The organism is Streptomyces sp. NPDC040432 (genome assembly GCF_055595445.1).
Map to the genome: position 1 here is coordinate 7,182 of NZ_JBVIVP010000040.1, position 22,562 is coordinate 29,743.

Genomic DNA, 22,562 nt, shown 5'->3' on the forward strand with positions numbered 1-22,562 from the left:
CCAATGGCGGATCAGGCTGCGGATCAGGACAAGATCATCGGCTACCTGAAGCGGGTGACGGCCGATCTGCACCAGACACGGCAGCGCCTGCGCGAGGTCGAGGCCCAGGAGCCGGAGCCGATCGCGATCGTCGGCATGGCCTGCAGGTTCCCCGGCGGCATCCAGTCGCCGGAGGGCCTGTGGGACCTGGTCTCCGGCGGCCGGGACGCCATCACCGACTTCCCGGACGACCGGGGCTGGGACATCGAGGCCCTGTACGACGCCGACCCCGACCAGCGGGGCACCTCGTACACCCGCGAGGGCGGATTCCTCGACGGCGTCGGCGAGTTCGACGCCGGGTTCTTCGGGATCAGCCCCCGCGAAACCCTCGGCATGGACCCGCAGCAGCGCCTGCTGCTCGAAACGTCCTGGGAGACCTTCGAACGCGCCGGCATCGACCCGGTGACCCTGCGCGGCAGCAAGGCCGGCGTGTTCATCGGCACCAACGGCCAGGACTACCCCGACCTGCTGCGCGACGGCGTCCCCCAGGGAGTCGAGCAGTACCTCCTCACCGGGAACGCCGCCAGCGTCGTCTCCGGCCGGCTGTCCTACACCTTCGGCCTCGAAGGCCCGGCGGTCACCATCGACACCGCCTGCTCGTCGTCCCTCGTCGCCCTCCACCTGGCCGTGCAGGCCCTACGGTCGGGGGAGTGCTCCCTGGCCCTGGCCGGTGGTGTCACCGTCATGTCCAGCCCGCGCGCCTTCGTGCAGTTCAGCCGGCAGCGCGGCCTCGCCCCCGACGGCCGGTGCAAGCCGTTCGCCGACGGCGCCGACGGCACCGGCTGGGGCGAGGGCGTCGGCATGCTCCTCGTCGAGAAGCTTGCCGACGCCCGCCGCCACGGCCATCCCGTCCTCGCCGTGGTCCGCGGCACCGCCGTCAACCAGGACGGTGCCTCCAACGGGCTCACCGCCCCCAACGGCCCGTCCCAGCAGCGCGTCATCCGCCAGGCCCTGACCAACGCCGGGCTCACCCCGGCGCAGGTCGACGTCGTCGAGGCGCACGGCACCGGCACCACCCTCGGCGACCCCATCGAGGCCCAGGCCATCCTGGCGACCTACGGGCAGAACCGGCCCGAGGGCCGGCCGCTGTGGCTCGGCTCCATCAAGTCGAACATCGGCCACACCCAGGCCGCCGCCGGCGTCGCCGGCATCATCAAGATGGTCGAGGCGATCCGGCACGGCGTGCTGCCCGAGTCCCTCCACATCGACCAGCCGTCCTCCGCCGTCGACTGGGCCACCGGCGACGTCCAACTCCTCGACCGGTCCGTGCCGTGGCCCGAGACCGGCCAACCGCGCCGCGCCGGCATCTCCTCGTTCGGCGTCAGCGGCACCAACGCCCACACCGTCATCGAACAGGCGCCTCCCGCCGAACCGGCCACCGCCGAGCCCGGCGGTACGGGCGCGGGCGACCATGCCGCCGTCCGGGCCACCACCGGGCCCGTGCCGCTGCTCGTCTCCGGCCACGGCGACGACGGCCTGCGCGCCCAGGCCGGCCGGCTCGCCGCCCACCTGCGCGCCCACCCGGCCCTCGCCGACGGCCCCACGGCCCTCACCGACCTCGGACTCTCCCTCGCCACCAGCCGCTCCGCGCTGGACCGGCGGGCCGTCCTCCTCCCCGCCGACCGGGAGGGGCTCCTCACCGACCTCGACGCGCTCGCCGCCGGCGAGCAGCCCACGACCGGCGTCGTCGGCGCCGTCGGCGAGGGCAACACCGCCTTCCTGTTCACCGGTCAGGGCAGCCAACGCCCCGGCATGGCCCGCGAACTGTACGCCACCCACCCGGTGTTCGCCCGCGCCCTCGACGAGGTCCGGGACGCCCTCGACACCCACCTCGAACGCCCCCTGTACGACGTCCTGTTCGCCGAGCCCGGAACCGCCGAGGCGGCCCTCCTCGACGAGACGGCCCACACCCAGGCCGCGCTGTTCGCCGTCGAGGTCGCCCTCCACCGGCAGCTCGAACAGTGGGGCGTGCGACCCGACTTCCTCATCGGGCATTCCATCGGCGAACTCGCCGCCGCCCACGTCTCCGGCGTCCTCACCCTCCCCGACGCGGCCGCCCTCGTCGCAGCCCGCGGCCGTCTGATGCAGGCACTGCCCACCGGCGGCGCGATGATCGCCGTCGAGGCCACCGAGGAGGAGGTCACCCCGCTCCTCACCGCCCGGATCTCCATCGCCGCGGTCAACGGCCCCCGCTCCGTCGTCGTCTCCGGCGACGAGCACGACGCCACGGAACTCGCCGAAACCCTCCGGGCCCGCGGCCGCCGCACCAAGCGGCTCACCGTCAGCCACGCCTTCCACTCGCCGCTCATGGACGGCATGCTCGACGCGTTCCGCGAGGCCGCCGAAGCCGTCACCTACGCGCCGCCCGTCATCCCGATCGTCTCCAACCTCACCGGCGCCTCCGTGACCGCCGAGGAGATCTGCACCGCCGACTACTGGGTCCGGCACGTCCGCGAAGCCGTCCGTTTCCTCGACGGGATACGCGGCCTCGCCGCCCTCGGCGTCACCACCTTCATCGAGGTCGGCCCCGGCGGCGTGCTCACCGCCCTCGCCCAGGACTGCCTCGGCGACGAGGACGGCCACACCGACGCCGTGTTCGTGCCCGCGCTGCGCACCGACCGCCCCGAACCGGCCGCGTTCACCGCCGCCGTCGCCCGCGCCCACGTCCACGGCATCCGCGTCGACTGGTCCGCCGTCTTCGCCGGCCGCGCCGGCACCCGCGTCGAACTGCCCACCTACGCCTTCCAGCGGCGCCTGTACTGGCCCGAGCAGCTCACCGCCTGGACCGGCGACGTCACCGCCGCCGGCATCGGCTCCGCCGACCACCCCCTGCTCGGCGCCGCCATCTCCCTCGCCGACGGCGACGGATACCTGTTCACCGGCCGGCTCTCCCTGGCCACCCACCCGTGGCTCGCCGACCACACCGTCATGGACACCGTGCTGCTCCCCGGCACGGCCTTCGTGGAACTCGCCCTCCGCGCCGGCGAACACACCGGCTGCGAACTCCTCGACGAACTCACCCTCCAGGCGCCCCTGGCCCTGCCGCCGCACGGCGGCATCCAGATCCAGCTCGCCGTCGACGCCCCCGACGCCGACGGACGACGCTCCCTGACCCTGCACTCCCGCCCCGAGGACGCCGCCGACGACACCTGGGGCGAAGGCACCTGGACCCGCCACGCCACCGGCTTCCTCGCCCCCGCCCCCCGCGACCCCGCCGCCGGCGCCGACCTGACCGCATGGCCCCCGCCCGGCGCCACCGCCGTCCCCGTCGACGGCCTCTACGAACACCTCACCGCCTCCGGCTTCGCCTACGGTCCCGTCTTCCAGGGCCTCACCGGCGCCTGGCAGCGCGCCGACGAGGTCTTCGCCGAGATCCGCCTGCCCGAGCAGGCCCACGCCGAAGCCGCCCCGTTCGGCCTGCACCCGGCCCTCCTGGACGCCGCCCTGCACGCCGTCGGCATGGGCGAGCTGCTGGAGGACACCGAACACGGCCGACTGCCGTTCTCCTGGAGCGGCGTCACCCTGCACGCCGTCGGTGCGCGCTCCCTGCGGGTGCGCCTGGCCCCCGCCGGCCAGGACACCGTCTCCGTCGACCTCGCCGACGAGACCGGCGCCCCCGTCGCCACCGTCGACGCCCTGCTGCTGCGCCCCGTCACCCCCGACCAGGTGCGCGCCGCCCGCACGACCTTCCACGACTCGCTGTTCCGCGTCGAATGGACCCCGCTCGCCCTGCCCGCCGCGATCACCGTCGCCCCCGGCCGGTGGGCCCTGCTCGACGCGACCGCGACCGACGCCGCGGCAGGCTCCCGGTTCACGACCGTGCTGCCCACCGCCGCCACCCACACCGGCCTCGCCGAACTGGCCGCCGCGATCGAAGCCGGCGGCCCCGTGCCGCAAGCCGTCGTGGTCCCGCTGCCCGCCACCGGCACGCCCTCCGCGACCCCCGTCGACCCCGCACTGCCCGCAGCCGTCGCCGGAGCCCTGCACCACGCCCTGGACCTCGCGCAGACCTGGCTCGCCGACGACCGCCTCGCCGACTCCCGACTGGTGTTCGTCAGCCACGGAGCGGTCGCCACCACCGCCGGCTCCGACGTCCCCGACCTGACCCACGCCCCGCTGTGGGGCCTGCTGCGCTCCGCCCAGTCCGAGCACCCCGACCGGTTCGTACTCGTCGACCTCGACGACCGCGAGGAGTCGCTGCGCGCACTGCCCGCCGCGCTGGCCACCGGCGAGCCGCAACTCGCCCTGCGTGAGGGCCGCGCCGTCGTCCCCCGGCTCGGCCGGGTCCCCGCCGGGCCCACCGGCGAAGGACAAGGGGCCCGCCCCCTCGACACCGACGGCACCGCCCTCGTCACCGGCGCCACCGGCACCCTCGGCGGGCTCGTCGCCCGCCACCTCGTCACCGCCCACGGTGTCCGCCGCCTCCTGCTGACCAGCCGCCGCGGCGAGGCCGCCGACGGCGCCCCCGAACTCCTCGCCGAACTCCGCGCGCTGGGCGCCGACGTCACCCTCGCCGCCTGCGACGCCGCCGACCGCGCCGCGCTCGCCGCCCTGCTCGACACCGTCCCCGCCGAGCACCCGTTGACCGCCGTCGTCCACACCGCCGGCGTCCTCGACGACGGCATCCTCGAAGCGCTCACCCCCGACCGCATCGACCACGTCCTGCCCGCCAAGGTCGACGCGGCCGTCAACCTGCACGAACTGACCCGCCACCTCGACCTCGCCGCGTTCGTCCTGTTCTCCGCCGCCGCCGGCACCCTCGGTGCGGCCGGCCAGGCCAACTACGCCGCCGCCAACACCTTCCTCGACGCCCTCGCCCACCGGCGCCGCGCCGAAGGCCTGCCCGCCACCGCCCTCGCCTGGGGCCTGTGGGCCGAACGCAGCGCCATGACCGGTGACCTCGCCGACACCGACCTGGAGCGCATCGCCCGCGCCGGCGTCGCCGCCCTGTCCTCCGCCGAGGGCCTCGCCCTCATGGACACCGCCCGCACCGGCGGCGAACCCACCGCCGTCCCCATGCACCTCGACCTCGCCGCCCTGCGGCAGGCCGACGCGAGCATGGTCCCGCCGCTGCTGCGCGGCCTCGTCCGCCCCGCCGCCCGCCGGACCGCCGCCGATCGGGGCGCCGCCCCCGCCGACGGCCTCACCGAACGCCTGCTGCCGCTGACCGCCGCCGAACGCGACCGGCTGCTGCTGGCCACCGTCCGCGTCCAGGTCGCCGCGGTCCTCGGCTTCCCCGGCCCCGACGCCGTCGACCCGGGCCGCGCCTTCAAGGAACTCGGCTTCGACTCGCTCACCGCCGTCGAACTGCGCAACCGGCTGGGCTCCGCCACCGGCGTCCGCCTGCCCGCCACCCTCGTCTTCGACTACCCCACCCCGAACGCCCTCGCCGCGTTCCTGCGCACCGAACTCCTCGGCGACCTGGCCGCGCCCACCACGCCCACCGCCACGGGCACCCGGGCCGTCGCCGACGAGCCCATCGCCATCGTCGCCATGAGCTGCCGCTACCCCGGAGGCGTCAGCACCCCCGAGGAACTGTGGCAGCTCGTCGCCGGTTCCGTCGACGCGATCTCCCCGTTCCCCACCGACCGCGGCTGGAACCTCGACGGGCTGTACGACTCCGACCCCGACCGCGCCGGCACCTCGTACACCCGCACCGGGGGCTTCCTCCACGACGCCGCCGACTTCGACCCCGACGTCTTCGGCATCAACCCCCGCGAGGCCCTCGCCATGGACCCGCACCAGCGGCTCCTGCTGGAAACCTCCTGGGAGGCGTTCGAACGCGCCGGCCTCGACCCGGCGTCGATGCGCGGCACCCGCACCGGCGTCTTCGCCGGCGTCATGTACCACGACTACCTGACGCGTCTCCCGGCCGTCCCCGAGGGCCTGGAGGGCTACCTCGGCACCGGCACGGCGGGCAGCGTCGCCTCCGGCCGCGTCTCCTACACCTTCGGCCTGGAGGGCCCGGCCGTCACCATCGACACGGCCTGCTCGTCCTCCCTCGTCGCCCTGCACCTGGCCGCGCAGGCCCTGCGCTCCGGTGAATGCGACATGGCGCTCGCCGGCGGCGTCACCGTCATGTCCACCCCGGACACCTTCATCGACTTCAGCCGCCAGCGCGGCCTGTCCAGCGACGGCCGCTGCAAGTCCTTCTCCGCCGACGCCGACGGCACCGCCTGGGCCGAGGGCGCCGGCATGATCCTCGTCGAGCGGCTCTCCGACGCCCGCCGCCACGGCCACCCCGTCCTCGCCGTCGTCCGCGGCACCGCCGTCAACCAGGACGGCGCCTCCAACGGCCTCACCGCCCCCAACGGCCCGTCCCAGCAGCGCGTCATCCGCGCAGCCCTCGCCCACGCCGGCCTGACCACCGCCGACGTCGACGCCGTCGAGGCCCACGGCACCGGCACCACCCTCGGCGACCCCATCGAGGCCCAGGCCCTCCTCGCCACCTACGGCCAGGACCGCCCCGAGGACCGGCCGCTGCACCTGGGCTCCATCAAGTCGAACATCGGCCACACCCAGGCCGCCGCCGGCGCCGCCGGCATCATCAAGATGGTCCAGGCGATGCGCCACGGCATCCTGCCCGCCTCCCTGCACATCGCCGAGCCGTCCCCGCACATCGACTGGAGCGCGGGCGCCGTCGAACTCCTCACCGAGGCCGCCGCCTGGCCCGAAACGGACCGCCCCCGCCGCGCCGCAATCTCCTCCTTCGGGGTCAGCGGCACCAACGCCCACGTCATCATCGAGCAGCCGCCCGCCGACCAGGACACCGAGGCGCGCACCCCCACCGACGCGGCCGGGAACGCCGCCACCGTGGGCGCCCCGCTCCCGTACGTCCTCTCCGGCCGCACCCCCGAAGCGCTGCGCGCCCAAGCCGCACGCCTCGCCGACCACCTCCAACAACACCCCGACACCGGTGCCGGCGACCTGGCGTTCTCCCTCGCCACCACCCGCACCGCCCTGGACCGCCGCGCCACCGTCGTCGCCGCCGACCGCGACGGGCTCCTGACCGGACTCGACGCGCTCGCCACGGGCAAGGACAGTGCCCGACTCGTCCGCCACGACACCGCCGACGGCCGCCTCGCCGTCCTCTTCACCGGCCAGGGCAGCCAACGCCCCGGCATGGGCCGCGAACTGTACGCCGCCCACCCCGTGTTCGCCGCCGCCCTCGACGAGGTCTGCGCCGCCCTCGACCCGCACCTCGAACAACCCCTCAAGGACGTGCTGTTCGACGAGGACGACACCCGCCTGAACCGGACCGGCCACACCCAGCCCGCCCTGTTCGCGCTGGAGACCGCCCTCTACCGACTCGTCGCCTCATGGGGCGTGCGCCCCGACTTCGTCGCCGGCCACTCCATCGGCGAGATCACCGCCGCGCACGTCGCAGGCGTCCTCACCCTGCCCGACGCGGCCGCCCTCGTCGCCGCCCGCGGCCGCCTCATGGAGCAACTCCCCGCAGGCGGCGCGATGATCGCGCTGACCGGCACCGAGGACGAGGTCCGCCCGCTGCTCACCGGCCACGAGGACCGCATCGGCATCGCCGCCGTCAACTCGGCCTCCTCCGTCGTCATCTCCGGCGACGAGACCCTCGCCCTGGAGATCGCCGCCGAGTTCGAACGTCGCGGCCGCCGCACCAAGCGACTCACCGTCAGCCACGCCTTCCACTCCCCGCTCATGGACGGCATGCTCGACGCCTTCCACGACGTCGCCGCCTCACTCACCTACCACGCGCCCACCATCCCCGTCGTCACCCACCTCACCGGGACCGTCGCCGGCGAGGAACTGCGCACCCCCGAACACTGGGTCGCGCACGTCCGCGAAGCCGTCCGCTTCCTCGACGGCATCCGCACCCTGGACGCCGAACACGTCACCACCTACCTCGAACTGGGCCCGCAGGGCGTCCTGTCCGCCCTCGGACGCGACTGCCTCACCGACACCCAACCCGACACCGGGACGGCCTCCGGTTCCGCGGCGGACGCCGTGTTCGTCCCGGCGCTGCGCCGCGACCGCGCCGAGGCCGAGACGCTCGCCGAGGCCATCGCCGCCCTCCACACCCGCGCCGTCCCCCTCGACTGGGCCGCGTACTTCGCCACGACCGGCGCCCGCCGCACCGACCTGCCCACCTACGCCTTCCAACGCCGCCGGTTCTGGCTGGAGGCACCCGCCGGACACATCGGCGACGTGGAGTCGGCCGGCCTCGGCGCCGCCCACCACCCGCTGCTCGGCGCCGCCGTACCGCTCGCCGACGGCGAGGGCTTCCTGTTCACCGGACGCCTCTCCCTCGACACCCACCCCTGGCTCGCCGACCACGCCGTCATGGGCACCGTCCTGCTGCCCGGCACCGCCTTCGTCGAACTCGCCATCCGTGCCGGCGACCAGGCGGGCTGCGACGTCCTGGAGGAACTCACCCTCGAAGCACCACTGATCCTCGCCCCGCACACCGCGGTACGCCTCCAGATCGTGGTGGGCGCACCCGACCACGACGGCCGCCGCACCCTCGACCTGTACTCGGGCGACCCCGACGCCGCCGACGACGAACCCTGGACCCGGCACGCGGCCGGTGTCCTCGCCACCGGCGCACCCCGCCCCGCCTTCGACCTCACCGCCTGGCCCCCGCCCGGCGCCGAAGCCGTCACCGTGGACGGCCTGTACGAACACCTCGGCAGCGGCGGCTTCGCCTACGGGCCCGTCTTCCAGGGCCTGCGCGCCGCCTGGACCCTCGGCGACGACGTCTACGCCGAGGTCGCCCTGCCCGACGACCGACAGGCCGACGCCGGCCGGTTCGGGCTGCACCCGGCGCTCCTGGACGCCGCGCTGCACGCCACGTTCCTCCAACCGTCCCCCGACGCGGACCGTCAGGGCCGGCTCCCGTTCTCCTGGCGCGGGGTGTCCCTGCACGCCGTCGGCGCGTCCGCGCTGCGGGTCCGCCTCACCCCCGACGGCGACGACAGCATCTCCCTGCGCCTCGCCGACAGCACCGGCGCGCCCGTCGCCGCGGTCGACCACCTCGTGCTGCGGCCCGTCTCCGCCGACCGGCTCACCGCCGCGTCCCGCACCGCGCACCACGAGTCACTGTTCCGCGTCGAGTGGGCCACGGTGCCCCTGCCGGCCCTCCCGACCACCGAGGAGACCCCCTGGGCCGTGGTGGGCACCGACACCGACGCCCTGCCCGGCCCCGTCCACGCCGACCTCGCCGCACTCGCCGCCGCCGTCGACGCGGGCACGGACACCCCCGCCCACGTCCTGGCCCCCTGCCCGCCGACCACCGACGGGACCCCCCTCACCACCGACGCCGTCCGGGCCGCCGGCCACCGGGCCCTCGCCCTCGTCCAGGGCTGGCTCGCCGACGACCGGTTCGCCGGCTCCCGCCTCGTGTTCGTCACCCGCGGCGCCGTCGCCGCCCAGGGCGACTGGGACCTCACCGACCCGGCCCACGCCGCCGCCTGGGGCCTGGTCCGCTCCGCCCAGTCGGAAAACCCCGACCGGTTCGTCCTCGCCGACCTCGACACCGCCGCGACCGGCCCCGACACCACCCTCCTCACCGCCGCCCTCGCCACCGGCGAACCACAGTTCGCGATCCGCCGCGGCACCGTCCACGCCCCCCGCCTCGCCCGGATCCCCACCACCACCCCGCTGACCCCGCCTGCGGACGGCGCCGCCTGGCGCATGGACATCGAGGACAAGGGCACCCTCGACCACCTCACGCTCGTCCCCAGCCCCGAATCCGAAGCACCCCTGGAACCCGGCCAGGTCCGCGTCGCCGTACGCGCCGCCGGCCTCAACTTCCGCGACGTCCTCAACGCCCTCGGCATGTACCCCGGCGACCCCGGTCTGATGGGCAGCGAAGGCGCCGGCACCGTCCTGGAGACCGGCCCCGGCGTCACCGACCTCACCCCCGGCGACCGCGTCATGGGCATGCTCCCCGGCGCGTTCGGCCCGCTCGCCGTCGTCGACCGCCGCATGATCGCCCCCATGCCGGCGGGCTGGACGTTCGCCGAGGCGGCGGCCGTCCCGATCGTCTTCATGACGGCCCACTACGCCCTGCACGACCTCGCCGGCCTGCGCGCGGGCGAAACCCTCCTCGTGCACGCCGCGGCCGGCGGCGTCGGCATGGCCGCCGTCCAACTGGCCCGCCACCGGGGCGCCGACGTCTACGCCACCGCCAGTCCCGCCAAGTGGGACACCCTGCGCGGACTCGGCCTGACCGACGACCGGATCGCCTCCTCCCGCACCCTCGACTTCGAGGAAACCTTCCGCACGGCCACCGACGGCCACGGTGTCGACGTCGTCCTCGACTCCCTGGCCCGCGAGTTCGTCGACGCCTCCCTGCGGCTCCTGCCGCGCGGCGGCCGCTTCGTCGAAATGGGCAAGACCGACGTACGCGACCCCCACGAGGTCGCCGCCGCCCACCCCGGCGTCACCTACCAGGCCTTCGACCTCACCGAAGCCGGCCTCGACCGCATCCAGGAGATGCTCACCGAACTGCTCGGCCTCTTCGAGGCCGGCGCCCTGCACCCCATCCCCGTCTCCGCCTGGGACCTCCGCCAAGCACCCGAGGCGTTCCGCTACCTCAGCCAGGCACGCCACACCGGCAAGATCGTCCTGACCGTGCCCGCCGCATGGAACCCGCAAGGCACCGTCCTCATCACCGGCGGCACCGGCACCCTCGGCGCACACGTCGCCCGACACGCCGTCACCGCCCGCGGCGCCCGCCGGCTCGTCCTGACCAGCCGCCGCGGCGAGGCCGCCACCGGCGCACGCGAACTCGCCGGCGAACTCCGCGACCTGGGCGCCGACGTCACCATCGCCGCCTGCGACGCAGCCGACCGCGACGCGCTCGCCGCCCTGCTCGACAGCATCCCCGCCGAACACCCGTTGACCGCGGTCGTCCACACCGCCGGAGTCCTCGACGACGGGATCGCCGAGGCACTCACCCCCGAACGCCTCGACACCGTCCTGCGCCCCAAGGCCGACGCCGCCCTCCACCTCCACGAACTGACCCGCCGCCTCGACCTCGCCGACTTCGTCCTCTTCTCGTCCGCCGCCGGCACCTTCGGCGGCGCCGGACAGGCCAACTACGCCGCCGCGAACGTCTTCCTCGACGCCCTCGCCCGCCACCGCCAGGCCCACGGCCTGCCCGGCACCTCCCTCGGCTGGGGCCTGTGGGCCGAAGCCAGCGGCATGACGGGAGAACTCGACACCGCCGACAAGGACCGCATGACGCGCTCCGGCGTCCTCGGCCTCTCCACCGACGAGGGCCTCGCCCTCCTCGACACCGCCCACCGCACCGGCGACGCCCACCTCGTCCCCATGCAGCTCGACCTCGCCCCCCTGCGGCAAGCAGACGCGAGCATGGTCCCCGCCCTGCTGCGCGGCCTCGTCCGCGCCCCCGCCCGCCGAGCCGTCGAAGCCGGCACGGCCCGCACCGGAACCCCGCTGGTCGAGCAACTCGTACGGCTCCCCGAGCCCGAACGCGACACGCTCCTCCTCGACCTCGTACGCGACCAGGTGGCTGCCGTACTCGGCCACGCCACCCCCGACGCCGTCGAACCCGGCCGCGCATTCAAGGACCTCGGCTTCGACTCACTGACCGCCGTCGAGTTCCGCAACCGCCTCGGCGCCACCGCCGGCGTCCGCCTGTCCGCCACCCTCGTCTTCGACTACCCGACGCCCACCGCCCTCGCCGCCCACCTCAAGGACGAACTCCTCGGCTCCGAGGCCGCCGCCGCTGCCGCCGCCCTCCCGCACCACCCGGCCGGCGCCGCCGACGCCGACGACCCCATCGCCATCGTCGCGATGAGCTGCCGCTTCCCCGGCGGCGTCCGAAGCCCCGAGGACCTGTGGGAGCTGCTCGCCGAAGGCCGCGACGGCATCGCCGACCTCCCCGCGGACCGCGGCTGGGACACCGAGGCGCTCTACGACCCGGACCCCGACAACCCCGGCACCTCGTACGCCCGCGAAGGCGGCTTCGTCTACGACGCCCACCACTTCGACCCCGGCTTCTTCGGGATCAACCCGCGCGAGGCCCTCGCCATGGACCCGCAGCAGCGGCTCCTCCTGGAAACCTCCTGGGAGGCCTTCGAACGCGCCGGCATCGACCCGACGGCCCTGCGCGGCCGGCAGGTCGGCGTGTTCGTCGGCCAGATGCACAACGACTACGTTTCCCGCCTGAACACCGTGCCCGAAGGCGTCGAGGGCTATCTCGGCACCGGCGGCTCCAGCAGCATCGCCTCCGGCCGCGTCTCCTACACCTTCGGCTTCGAGGGCCCCGCCGTCACCGTCGACACGGCCTGCTCGTCCTCCCTCGTCGCCCTGCACCTGGCCGCGCAGGCCCTGCGCTCCGGCGAATGCTCGATCGCCCTGGCGGGCGGCGTCACCATCATCACCACCCCCGACGTCTTCACCGAGTTCAGCCGACAGCGCGGTCTCGCCGCCGACGGCCGCTGCAAGCCGTTCGCCGCCGCAGCCGACGGCACCGCCTGGGGCGAGGGCATCGGCATGCTCCTCGTCGAGCGGCTCTCCGACGCCCGCCGCAACGGCCACCAGGTACTCGCCGTGATCCGCGGCACCGCCGTCAACCAGGACGGCGCCTCCAACGGCCTCACGGCCCCCAACGGCCCCGCCCAGCAGCGCGTCATCCGCCAGGCCCTCGTCAACTCCGGCCTGACCGCCTCCGAAGTGGACGCCGTCGAGGCGCACGGCACCGGAACCCGACTCGGCGACCCGATCGAGGCGCAGGCCCTGCTGGCCACCTACGGCCAGGACCGGCCCGCGGACAACCCCCTGTGGCTCGGCTCCATCAAGTCCAACTTCGGCCACACCCAGGCCGCCGCCGGCGTCGCCGGCATCATCAAGATGGTCCAGGCGATGCGGCACGGCGTGCTGCCCCGCACCCTCCACGTCGACGAGCCCTCCCCGCACGTCGACTGGTCCGCGGGCGCGGTCTCCCTGCTCACCGAGCAGCGCCCCTGGCCCGAGACCGGCCGCCCCCGCCGCGCGGGCATCTCGTCCTTCGGCATGAGCGGCACCAACGCGCACGCCATCGTCGAACTCCCGACGGACCCGACGACCGTCCCGATCACCCCGGACACCCCGGCAGCCCCCGTCGCGCTCCCTTGGCACCTGACGGGCCGCACACCCGAAGCCCTCCGCGCCCAGGGCGAGCGCCTCCTGTCCCACCTGGACGCCCACCCCGACGCACAACCCACCGCCATCGGCCACTCCCTGGCCACCGGCCGGGCCGTCTTCGAACACCGCGCCACCGTGATCGCGTCGACCCTCGACGGATTCCGCACCGGCCTGACGGCCCTCGCGGAGGGCCGCACGGCCCCCGGCCTCGTCCTGGGCTCACCTACCGCCGGCGAGAAGCTCGCCTTCCTGTTCACCGGCCAGGGCAGTCAGCGCCTCGGGATGGGCCGTGAGCTCTATGACGCCTACCCGGTGTTCGCAGCCGCGTTGGATGCGGTGTGTGAGGGCATGGATCTCGAACTGCCTTTGAAGGATGTGCTGTTCGGGTCGGATGCGGGTCTGTTGGATGAGACGCGGTTCACGCAGCCGGCGTTGTTCGCGGTCGAGGTGGCGTTGTTTCGGCTCGTCGAGTCGTGGGGTGTGAAGCCGGACTTCCTGTCCGGACACTCGATCGGCGAAATCACCGCCGCGCACGTGGCCGGTGTGTTGTCGCTGGACGACGCGTGCAGGCTCGTCGCCGCTCGTGGTCGGTTGATGCAGGCGCTCCCTGGCGGTGGCGTGATGATCGCCGTTCAGGCGTCGGAGGACGAGGTCCTTCCGCTGCTGACGGACCGGGTGAGCATCGCGGCGGTGAACGGTCCGCAGTCGGTCGTGATCGCCGGTGACGAGGACGCGGCGGCCGTGGTCGTGGCGGCCCTCCCGGACCGGAAGACCAAGCGGCTCACGGTGAGCCACGCGTTCCACTCGCCGCACATGGATGCCATGCTCGACGACTTCCGCCGGGTCGTGGAGGGGCTGTCCTTCGCCGCCCCGCGCATTCCGATCGTCTCCAACCTGACCGGTGCCCTGGTCACCGACGGTGAGATGGGTTCGGCGGAGTTCTGGGTCCGGCACGTCCGCGAAGCCGTCCGCTTCCTCGACGGCATGCGCGCCCTGGAAGCCGCAGGTGCGACGACGTACGTCGAACTCGGCCCCGACGGGATCCTGTCCGCCCTCGCGCAGGACTGCCTCACCCGGGAAGCCGCCTTCGCCCCGGCCCTGCGCTCCGGACGCGACGAGGCCGAGACCCTCCTCTCGGCGCTCTCCACGGCCTGGGTGCGCGGCACCACCGTCGACCGCACCGCCTTCTACGCCCCGCTCGGGGCCCCCCGCGTCGACCTTCCGACGTACGCATTCCAGCGCACCGTTCACTGGCTCGACGCCGGCCGCGCGAACGGCGACGTCGGGGCGGCCGGACTCGGCACCACCGACCACCCCCTGCTCGGCGCCGAGGTCCAACTGCCCGACTCCGACGGCCACCTCTTCACCGGCCGGCTGTCGCTGGCCACCCACCCGTGGCTCGGGGACCACCGGGTCATGGGCGCCGCCCTCCTGCCCGGCACGGCCTTCGTCGAGCTGGCGCTCCGAGCCGGTGACCACGTCGGCTGCGACCTGGTCGACGAGCTCACGCTTGAGGCACCGCTGGTACTGCCCGAGCAGGGCGGCGTGCAACTGCGGCTCTCCGTCGCAGCGGCCGACCCGTCGGGCCGGCGCCGCAGCCTCGCCCTCCACTCCCGTCCGGAGGACGCGGACACGGACGCGCCGTGGACGCGGCACGCCGTCGGCGTGCTCGCGGCCGGGTCCGACCCCGCCCCGCAGGGTCTCACCGAGTGGCCCCCCGCCGGCGCGCGGGCCGTGCCCGTGGAGGGCCTGTACGAAGGCCTCGCGGACTCCGGCTTCGGCTACGGCCCGGTGTTCCAGGGCCTGCGGGCCGCCTGGAAGCACGACGGCACGCACTACGCCGAGGTCGCCCTGCCCGACGGCGCCACCGCCGAGGCCGCACGCTTCGGCCTGCACCCGGCCCTCCTGGACGCCGCCCTGCACGCACTCGGACTCGGCGCCGCCGACGGCACCGAAGGCCGCCTCCCGTTCTCCTGGTCCGGAGTCAGGCTGCACGCGGTCGGAGCCTCCGAGCTGCGGGTACGTCTGACCACCGGCCGCAACGGCGAGGTCGCCCTCACCTTGGCCGACGCCACCGGAGCCCCGGTCGCCTCGATCGCCGGCCTGGCCCTGCGGGCCGTCGGCCGCGACCAGCTCGCGGCCGGCCCGGACCTCACCCGTGACGCCCTGTTCCGCGTCGAGTGGACGGACTCGGCGACGGGCGGCACGTTCGACGACTGGTCCATGTGGGGAGAGGGCGACGGGACCGAGCCCGCCTCGGTGGTGTCGCTCCTGGACCACACCGACGGGGACGTCGCCGCCGCCGTCCACGCGGAAACCGGCCGGGCCCTGGAGATCCTCCAGGAATGGGCCGCAGCCGACGGGCCCGCCGATTCCCGACTGGTCTTCCTGACGCGCGGCGCGGTGGAAGCCGTACCCGGCGAGGGCGTACGCGACCTGGTGCACGCCGCCGTGCGGGGTCTGGTGCGTTCGGCGCAGTCGGAGAACCCTGGCCGGATCGTGCTGGTCGACGTCGATGTCGACGGTGACGTGGAGGCGGCTCTCGGCGCCGCGCTCGCCTCGGGCGAGTCCGAGGTCGCGGTGCGCGACGGTGCGGTGCTGGTGCCGAGGCTGGCGCGTGCTTCGGCCGCCGAGGACGAGGCCACGCCGCAGTGGGACCCTGAGGGCACCGTTCTGGTGACGGGTGCGAGTGGTTCGCTGGGTGGGCTGTTCGCCCGGCACCTGGTCGCCGAGCACGACGTACGACACCTGCTGCTGGTGAGCCGTCGTGGTGAGGCGGCCCAGGGCGCTCCCGAGTTGTCGGCGGAGCTGGCCGGTCTGGGTGCCGAGGTGTCGTGGGCGGCCTGCGACGTCGCTGATCGTGCCGCGTTGGCGGCCGTGCTGGCGGCTGTCCCGGCGGAGCACCCGTTGACGGGTGTGGTGCATACGGCCGGTGTTCTGGACGACGGTGTGATCGGATCCCTGACGGGTGAGCGTCTGTCGGCGGTTCTGCGTCCGAAGGTCGATGCCGCGTGGAACCTCCACGAGCTCACGGCCGGCCTGGACCTGTCCGCGTTCGTGTTGTTCTCCTCGGCCGCCGGTGTGTTCGGTGGTGCGGGGCAGGCCAACTACGCGGCGGCCAACACCTTCCTCGACGCCCTCGCCGCACACCGCAACGCCCAGGGCCTGGCCGGCACCGCGCTCGCCTGGGGTCTGTGGACGGGTGTCGGAGGCATGGGTGGTGACCTGGCCGGCGGTGACCACGAGCGCATCAACCGCGGTGGCATCGGCGCCCTGTCACCGGCCACCGGCCTCGCCCTCTTCGACAGGGCCCGCCGCACCACCGAACCCCTCCTCGTGCCGCTCCCGCTCGACCTGGCCGCCCTGCGCGCCCAGGCCCGCAGCGGCATGGTTCCCGACCTGCTGCGCGGCCTCGTCCGCGTACCGGCACGCCGGGCGGCGGGACAGGCCGCAACGGCCGACGGCTCCGCGCTCATCACCCGACTGTCCGCGCTATCGCCGGCCGAGCGGGAGCAGGTGCTCCTGGACCTCGTCCGGAGCGAGGTGGCCGCCGTACTCGGGCACGCCTCGACCGACGAGGTGTCGGCCGACCGGGCCTTCAAGGAGCTCGGCTTCGACTCCTTGACCTCCGTCGAACTGCGCAACCGCCTCGGGGCCGCCACCGGCCAGCGGCTGCCCGCCACCCTCGTCTTCGACTACCCCACGCCGAGCACGCTGGCGGCGTACCTGCGGACCGAGGTCCTGGGCCTGACCGGGGACGCGGACGGCAGGACCACCGGCGCCGCCACCGCGCTGCCGGTCACCGTCGGCGCCTCGTTCCAGGACGACCCGATCGCGATCGTCGGCATGAGCTGCCGCTATCCCGGAGGCGTCGAGACCCCCGAGGACCTGTGGCGCCTGGTGGCGGGTGGCATCGACGCCATCTCCGAGTTCCCCCGGGGCCGCGGCTGGGACCTGGAGTCGCTCTACGACCCGGATCCGGACGGCAAGGGGACCAGCTACACCCGCTCGGGCGGCTTCCTCCACGACGCGGGCCGCTTCGACCCGGCGTTCTTCGGGATCTCGCCCCGCGAGGCCGTCGCGATGGACCCGCAGCAGCGCCTGCTGCTGGAAACGTCGTGGGAGGCGTTCGAGCGCGCCGGCATCGACCCGGCGTCGATGCGAGGCAGCCGCACCGGCGTCTTCGCGGGCATCATGTACCACGACTACGCCACCCGCATCACCTCCGTACCCGACGGGGTCGAGGGCTACCTCGGCACCGGCAACTCCGGCAGCATCGCCTCGGGCCGCGTCTCGTACGCGTTCGGCCTGGAGGGGCCGGCGGTCACCGTCGACACCGCGTGCTCGTCCTCCCTCGTCGCCCTGCACTGGGCGATCCAGGCTCTCCGCAACGGCGAATGCACGATGGCGCTGGCCGGCGGTGTCACCGTCATGTCGACCCCGGGCACCTTCACCGAGTTCAGCCGGCAGCGCGGACTGGCCGCCGACGGCCGCATCAAGTCCTTCGCGGCTGCTGCCGACGGCACCAGCTGGGCCGAGGGCGCCGGCATGCTCCTCGTCGAGCGACTGTCGGACGCCCGCCGCAACGGGCATCCGGTGCTCGCCGTGGTCCGTGGCTCGGCCATCAACCAGGACGGCGCCTCCAACGGCCTGACCGCCCCCAACGGCCCGTCCCAGCAGCGCGTCATCCGCCAGGCCCTCGCCTCCGGCGGACTGACCAGTGACCTGATCGACGTGGTCGAGGCGCACGGCACCGGTACGACCCTCGGCGACCCGATCGAAGCCCAGGCCCTCCTGGCCACCTACGGACGCGAGCGCGCGGCCGACGAGCCCCTCCTGCTCGGTTCGATCAAGTCGAACGTGGGCCACACGCAGGCCGCCGCCGGTGTCGCCGGCGTCATCAAGATGATCATGGCGATGCGGCACGGGATCCTGCCCAGGACCCTCCACGTCGACGAGCCGACCCCGCACGTCGACTGGGAGGACGGCGCCGTCAGCCTCCTGACGGAATCCGTGCCGTGGCCGGAGACGGGCCGCCCGCGCCGGGCCGGTGTGTCCTCGTTCGGCATCAGCGGCACCAACGCGCACACGATCATCGAACAGGCCCCCGACGAGCCCCGGGCGAGCGCCTCGCCCGCGACCGCTCCCACGATTGACCCTGCGACGACCGCCCCTGTGACCGAGCCCGCGTCCGCGCTGCCGTACGTGCTGTCCGCCAAGTCGGCCGACGCCCTGCGCGGCCAGGCGGCCCGCCTGCGGGCCCGCCTGGAGGAAACGCCCCAGGTCCGCGCCACCGACGTGGCCTACTCGCTGGCCACCCGACGCGCCGCCTTCGACCACCGCGCGGTGGTCGTGGCGGGCGACCGGGACGAACTGCTCCGTGGTCTGACCGCACTGGAGAACGCCGACCCGACCGCCACCGCGGTGACGCGCGGAACCCTGGGTGCGGCCGGCACCGGAAAGCTCGCCTTCCTGTTCACCGGGCAGGGCAGCCAACGCCTCGGCATGGGCCGGGAACTGTACGCCGCCCATCCGGTGTTCGCCGCCGCCCTGGACGCGGTGTGCGAGCGGATCGCCCATGAACTCCCGCTGAAGGAGATCCTGTTCGGTTCGGACGCGGAGTTGCTGGATCGGACGGAGTACACGCAGCCGGCGTTGTTCGCGGTCGAGGTGGCGTTGTTCCGGCTCCTCGAATCGTGGGGTGTGCGGCCGGACTTCGTGTCCGGGCATTCGATCGGTGAGATCGTCGCCGCGCACGTCGCGGGCGTGTTGTCGCTGGACGACGCGTGCACCCTCGTGGCGGCGCGTGGCCGGTTGATGCAGGCGCTGCCCGCGGGCGGTGTGATGATCGCCGTCCAGGCGTCGGAGGCGGAGGTTCTGCCGCTGCTGACGGACCGGGTGAGCATCGCCGCGGTCAACGGTCCGCAGTCGGTCGTGATCGCCGGTGACGACGATGCCGCCACTGCCGTCTCCGCCTCGTTCCCCGACCGGAAGACCAAGCGGCTCACGGTCAGTCACGCGTTCCACTCGCCGCACATGGACGGCATGCTCGACGACTTCCGCAAGGTGGTCGAGGGCCTGTCGTACGGGGCTCCGCGCATCCCGGTCGTCTCCAACCTGACCGGCGCGCTGATCGCCGATGGTGAGATGGGTTCGGCGGAGTTCTGGGTGCGGCACGTCCGCGAAACGGTCCGTTTCCTCGACGGCGTCCGCGCCCTGGAGGCCGCGGGGGTGACGACGTACCTCGAACTCGGGCCCGACGGGATCCTCTCCGCCCTCGCCCAGGACTGCCTCGCCCAGGACGACGCGGCTCGCTTCGCGCCCGCCCTGCGAACCGGCCGCCCCGAGCCCGAAACCCTCAACAGCACCCTCGCCCTCGCCCACACCCACGGCGCGAGCGTGGACTGGGACGGCTACTTCGCCCCGACCGGCGCCCACCCGATCGAACTGCCCACCTACGCCTTCCAACGCGACTGGTACTGGCTCGACTCGGCCCCCACCGGCCCCTACGCCCCGGGCGACGCCGCCGGCTTCGGACTCGGCACGACGGACCACCCGCTGCTCGGCGCCGCCGTCGAACTGCCCGACTCGGACGGCTTCCTCTTCACAGGTCGCCTCGCCGCGGCCACCCACCCGTGGCTCGCCGACCACGCCGTCCTCGGTTCGGTCCTCCTGCCCGGCACCGCCTTCGTCGAACTCGCGGTCCGCGCCGGCGACCAGGTCGGCTGCGACATCCTGGAGGAACTGACCCTGGAAGCCCCGCTCGTCCTTCCCGAGCACGCCGGAATCCAACTCCGCCTCTCCCTCTCCGGAACCGACGAATCCGGCCGACGGGCCCTCTCCCTGTACTCCCGGGACGAGGACAGCCCGGCCGACGAGCCGTGGACACGGCACGCCACCGGCGTCCTCGCCACCGCAGCCGACGCCCCGACCCCGGCGGCCGACCTCACCACCTGGCCGCCCGCCGGAGCCGAACCGGTCGACATCGACGGCCTCTACGACGGCCTCGCCGCCGCCGGCTTCGACTACGGCCCCGCCTTCCAGGGCCTGCGGTCCGCCTGGCTGCACGGCGACGCCGTGTACGCCGAGGTCAGCCTCGACGAGGACACCGCGGGAACGGCCGACTGGTTCGGCCTCCACCCGGCGCTCCTGGACGCCACCCTCCACGCCGCCGGACTCGGCTCCCTCGTCGAGAACACCGGTCAGGGCCGACTGCCCTTCGCCTGGGCCGGCGTACGGCTCCACGCGGCAGGCGCCTCCGCCGTACGCGTCCGGCTGGCCCCGGCCGGCCGGGACGCGGTGTCGCTGGAGCTCGCGGACCCGACGGGCGCGCCCGTCGCCTCCGTCGCGTCGCTCGCCCTGCGGGCGGTCTCGCCCGACCAGATCGGCGCCGCACGCGGCGGTCGCCACGAGTCGCTGTTCCGGATCGAGTGGACGCCGCTCCAACCGACCCCGGCACCCACGGCCGAGCAGCGTCCCTGGGCCCTCCTCGCCGACGGTCACCCCGGGCTCGACGCGGTGGGTGTCCGCTACGACACCCACGACGCCCTCGGGACCCTCACGGACCCGACGCTGGTCTGCGTCCCGCTGCCCACGTCGACCGACCCGCGCGACGTAGCGGGTGCGGTGCACACCGAGACGGCTCGGGTACTGGAACTCCTCAAGGAATGGCTGGCCGATGACCGCTTCGCGGACTCGCGCCTGCTGTTCCTGACGCAGGGCGCGGTGGCCACCGCACAGGGCGAGGACCTCCCGGACCTCGTACACGCCCCGGTGTGGGGTCTGGTCCGTTCGGCGCAGTCGGAGAACCCTGGCCGGATCGTCCTGGCCGACACCGACGGCACGGACGCGTCGTACCGGACCCTCACCGCCGTACTGGCCTCGGGGGAGTCCGAGGTCGCGGTGCGCGACGGTGCGGTGCTGGTACCGAGGCTGGCGCGTGCGTCGGCCGGTACGGATGCTGCCGCGCCGGAGTGGGACAACGCGGGGACCGTTCTGGTGACGGGTGCGAGTGGTTCGCTGGGTGGGCTGTTCGCCCGGCATCTGGTCGCCGAGCACGGCGTACGGCACCTGCTGCTGGTGAGTCGTCGCGGTGAAGCGGCGGGCGGCGCGTCCGAGTTGTCGGCGGAGTTGGCCGGTCTGGGTGCCGAGGTGTCGTGGGCGGCCTGCGATGTCGCCGATCGTGCCGCGTTGGCGGCCGTGCTGGCTGCTGTCCCGGCGGAGCATCCGTTGACGGGTGTGGTGCACACGGCCGGTGTTCTGGACGACGGTGTGATCGGGTCCCTGACGGGTGAGCGTCTGTCGGCGGTACTGCGTCCGAAGGTCGATGCCGCGTGGAACCTCCACGAGCTCACGGCCGATCTGGACCTGTCCGCGTTCGTGTTGTTCTCCTCGGCGGCCGGTGTGTTCGGTGGTGCGGGGCAGGCCAACTACGCGGCGGCCAACACCTTCCTGGACGCCCTCGCCGTACACCGCAACGCCCAGGGCCTGGCGGGCACGTCCCTCGCCTGGGGTCTGTGGGCCGAAACCGGTGGCATGGGGGACACCCTCGATGCCGAGGACGTCTCCCGGCTCGGCCGGGGTGGTGTCAACGCGCTGACGGCTGCCGAAGGTCTGGCTCTGTTCGATGCCGCGCCGGCGACGGGACAGTCGCTGCTGGTTCCCGTGAAGCTGGACCTGGGCGCGCTCCGTACCCAGGCGGGCACCGGGATGCTCCCGCCGCTGCTCACCGGCCTCGTCCGCACCCCCACCCGCCGGACCGCAGGAAACAACACCTCCGCCGGTACCGACGGGGGAGCGGAACTGCGCGAGCGTCTCTCCGGACTTTCGCCCGCCGCACGGAACGAGTCCCTGCTGGAACTCGTCTGCACGTACGTCGCAGGAGTCCTCGGCTTCGCCGGACCGGAAGCGGTCGACCCGGCACGGTCGTTCAACGAAGTCGGCTTCGACTCGCTGACCGCCGTCGAACTCCGCAACCGGCTCGGCGCCGCAACCGGCGTACGACTGCCCGCCACCCTCGTCTTCGACTACCCGACACCGACGGCACTCGTCGAGTACCTCCGGGACGAACTCTGGCAGCACGGCGCGGCGGCCGTACCCCCACTTCTCGCCGAACTGGACCGGATGGAGAAGACGCTCGTCACCTCGACGCCCGACTCCGCCGGCCGCGACCGCATCACCGAACGCCTCCAAGCCCTGCTCACCGCCTGGAGCGAGGCCGCGGACGCGGCGGCGGACCTGCCGGCCGAACCCGACGGACCCGATGTGGCCGAGGCACTGGAGAGCGCCACCGACGACGACCTCTTCGACTTCATCGGCAAGGAGTTCGGCATCTCATGACGCGGCAGCTCCACCCCGCCCCTTCCCACCACCCTGACTCCACGGCTTCTGTACGA

Annotated in this window: 1 protein-coding gene; it reads left to right on the top strand. The window is 74.1% G+C overall.

The window, feature by feature from the left end; translation table 11 throughout:
- Positions 1-3 precede the first annotated feature (3 nt).
- The gene (locus ACZ58N_RS37745; protein ID WP_471169822.1) at positions 4-22,506 is read left to right on the top strand and encodes an SDR family NAD(P)-dependent oxidoreductase; all 22,503 of its coding nucleotides are present in this window, start codon (positions 4-6) and stop codon (positions 22,504-22,506) included.
- The last annotated feature ends 56 nt before the right edge of the window (positions 22,507-22,562 follow it).

What these genes read in the sequence shown, in the direction of transcription:
- ACZ58N_RS37745 (WP_471169822.1), top strand. Translation starts at nt 4, where the DNA reads ATGGCGGATCAGGCTGCGGATCAGGACAAGATCATCGGCTACCTGAAG.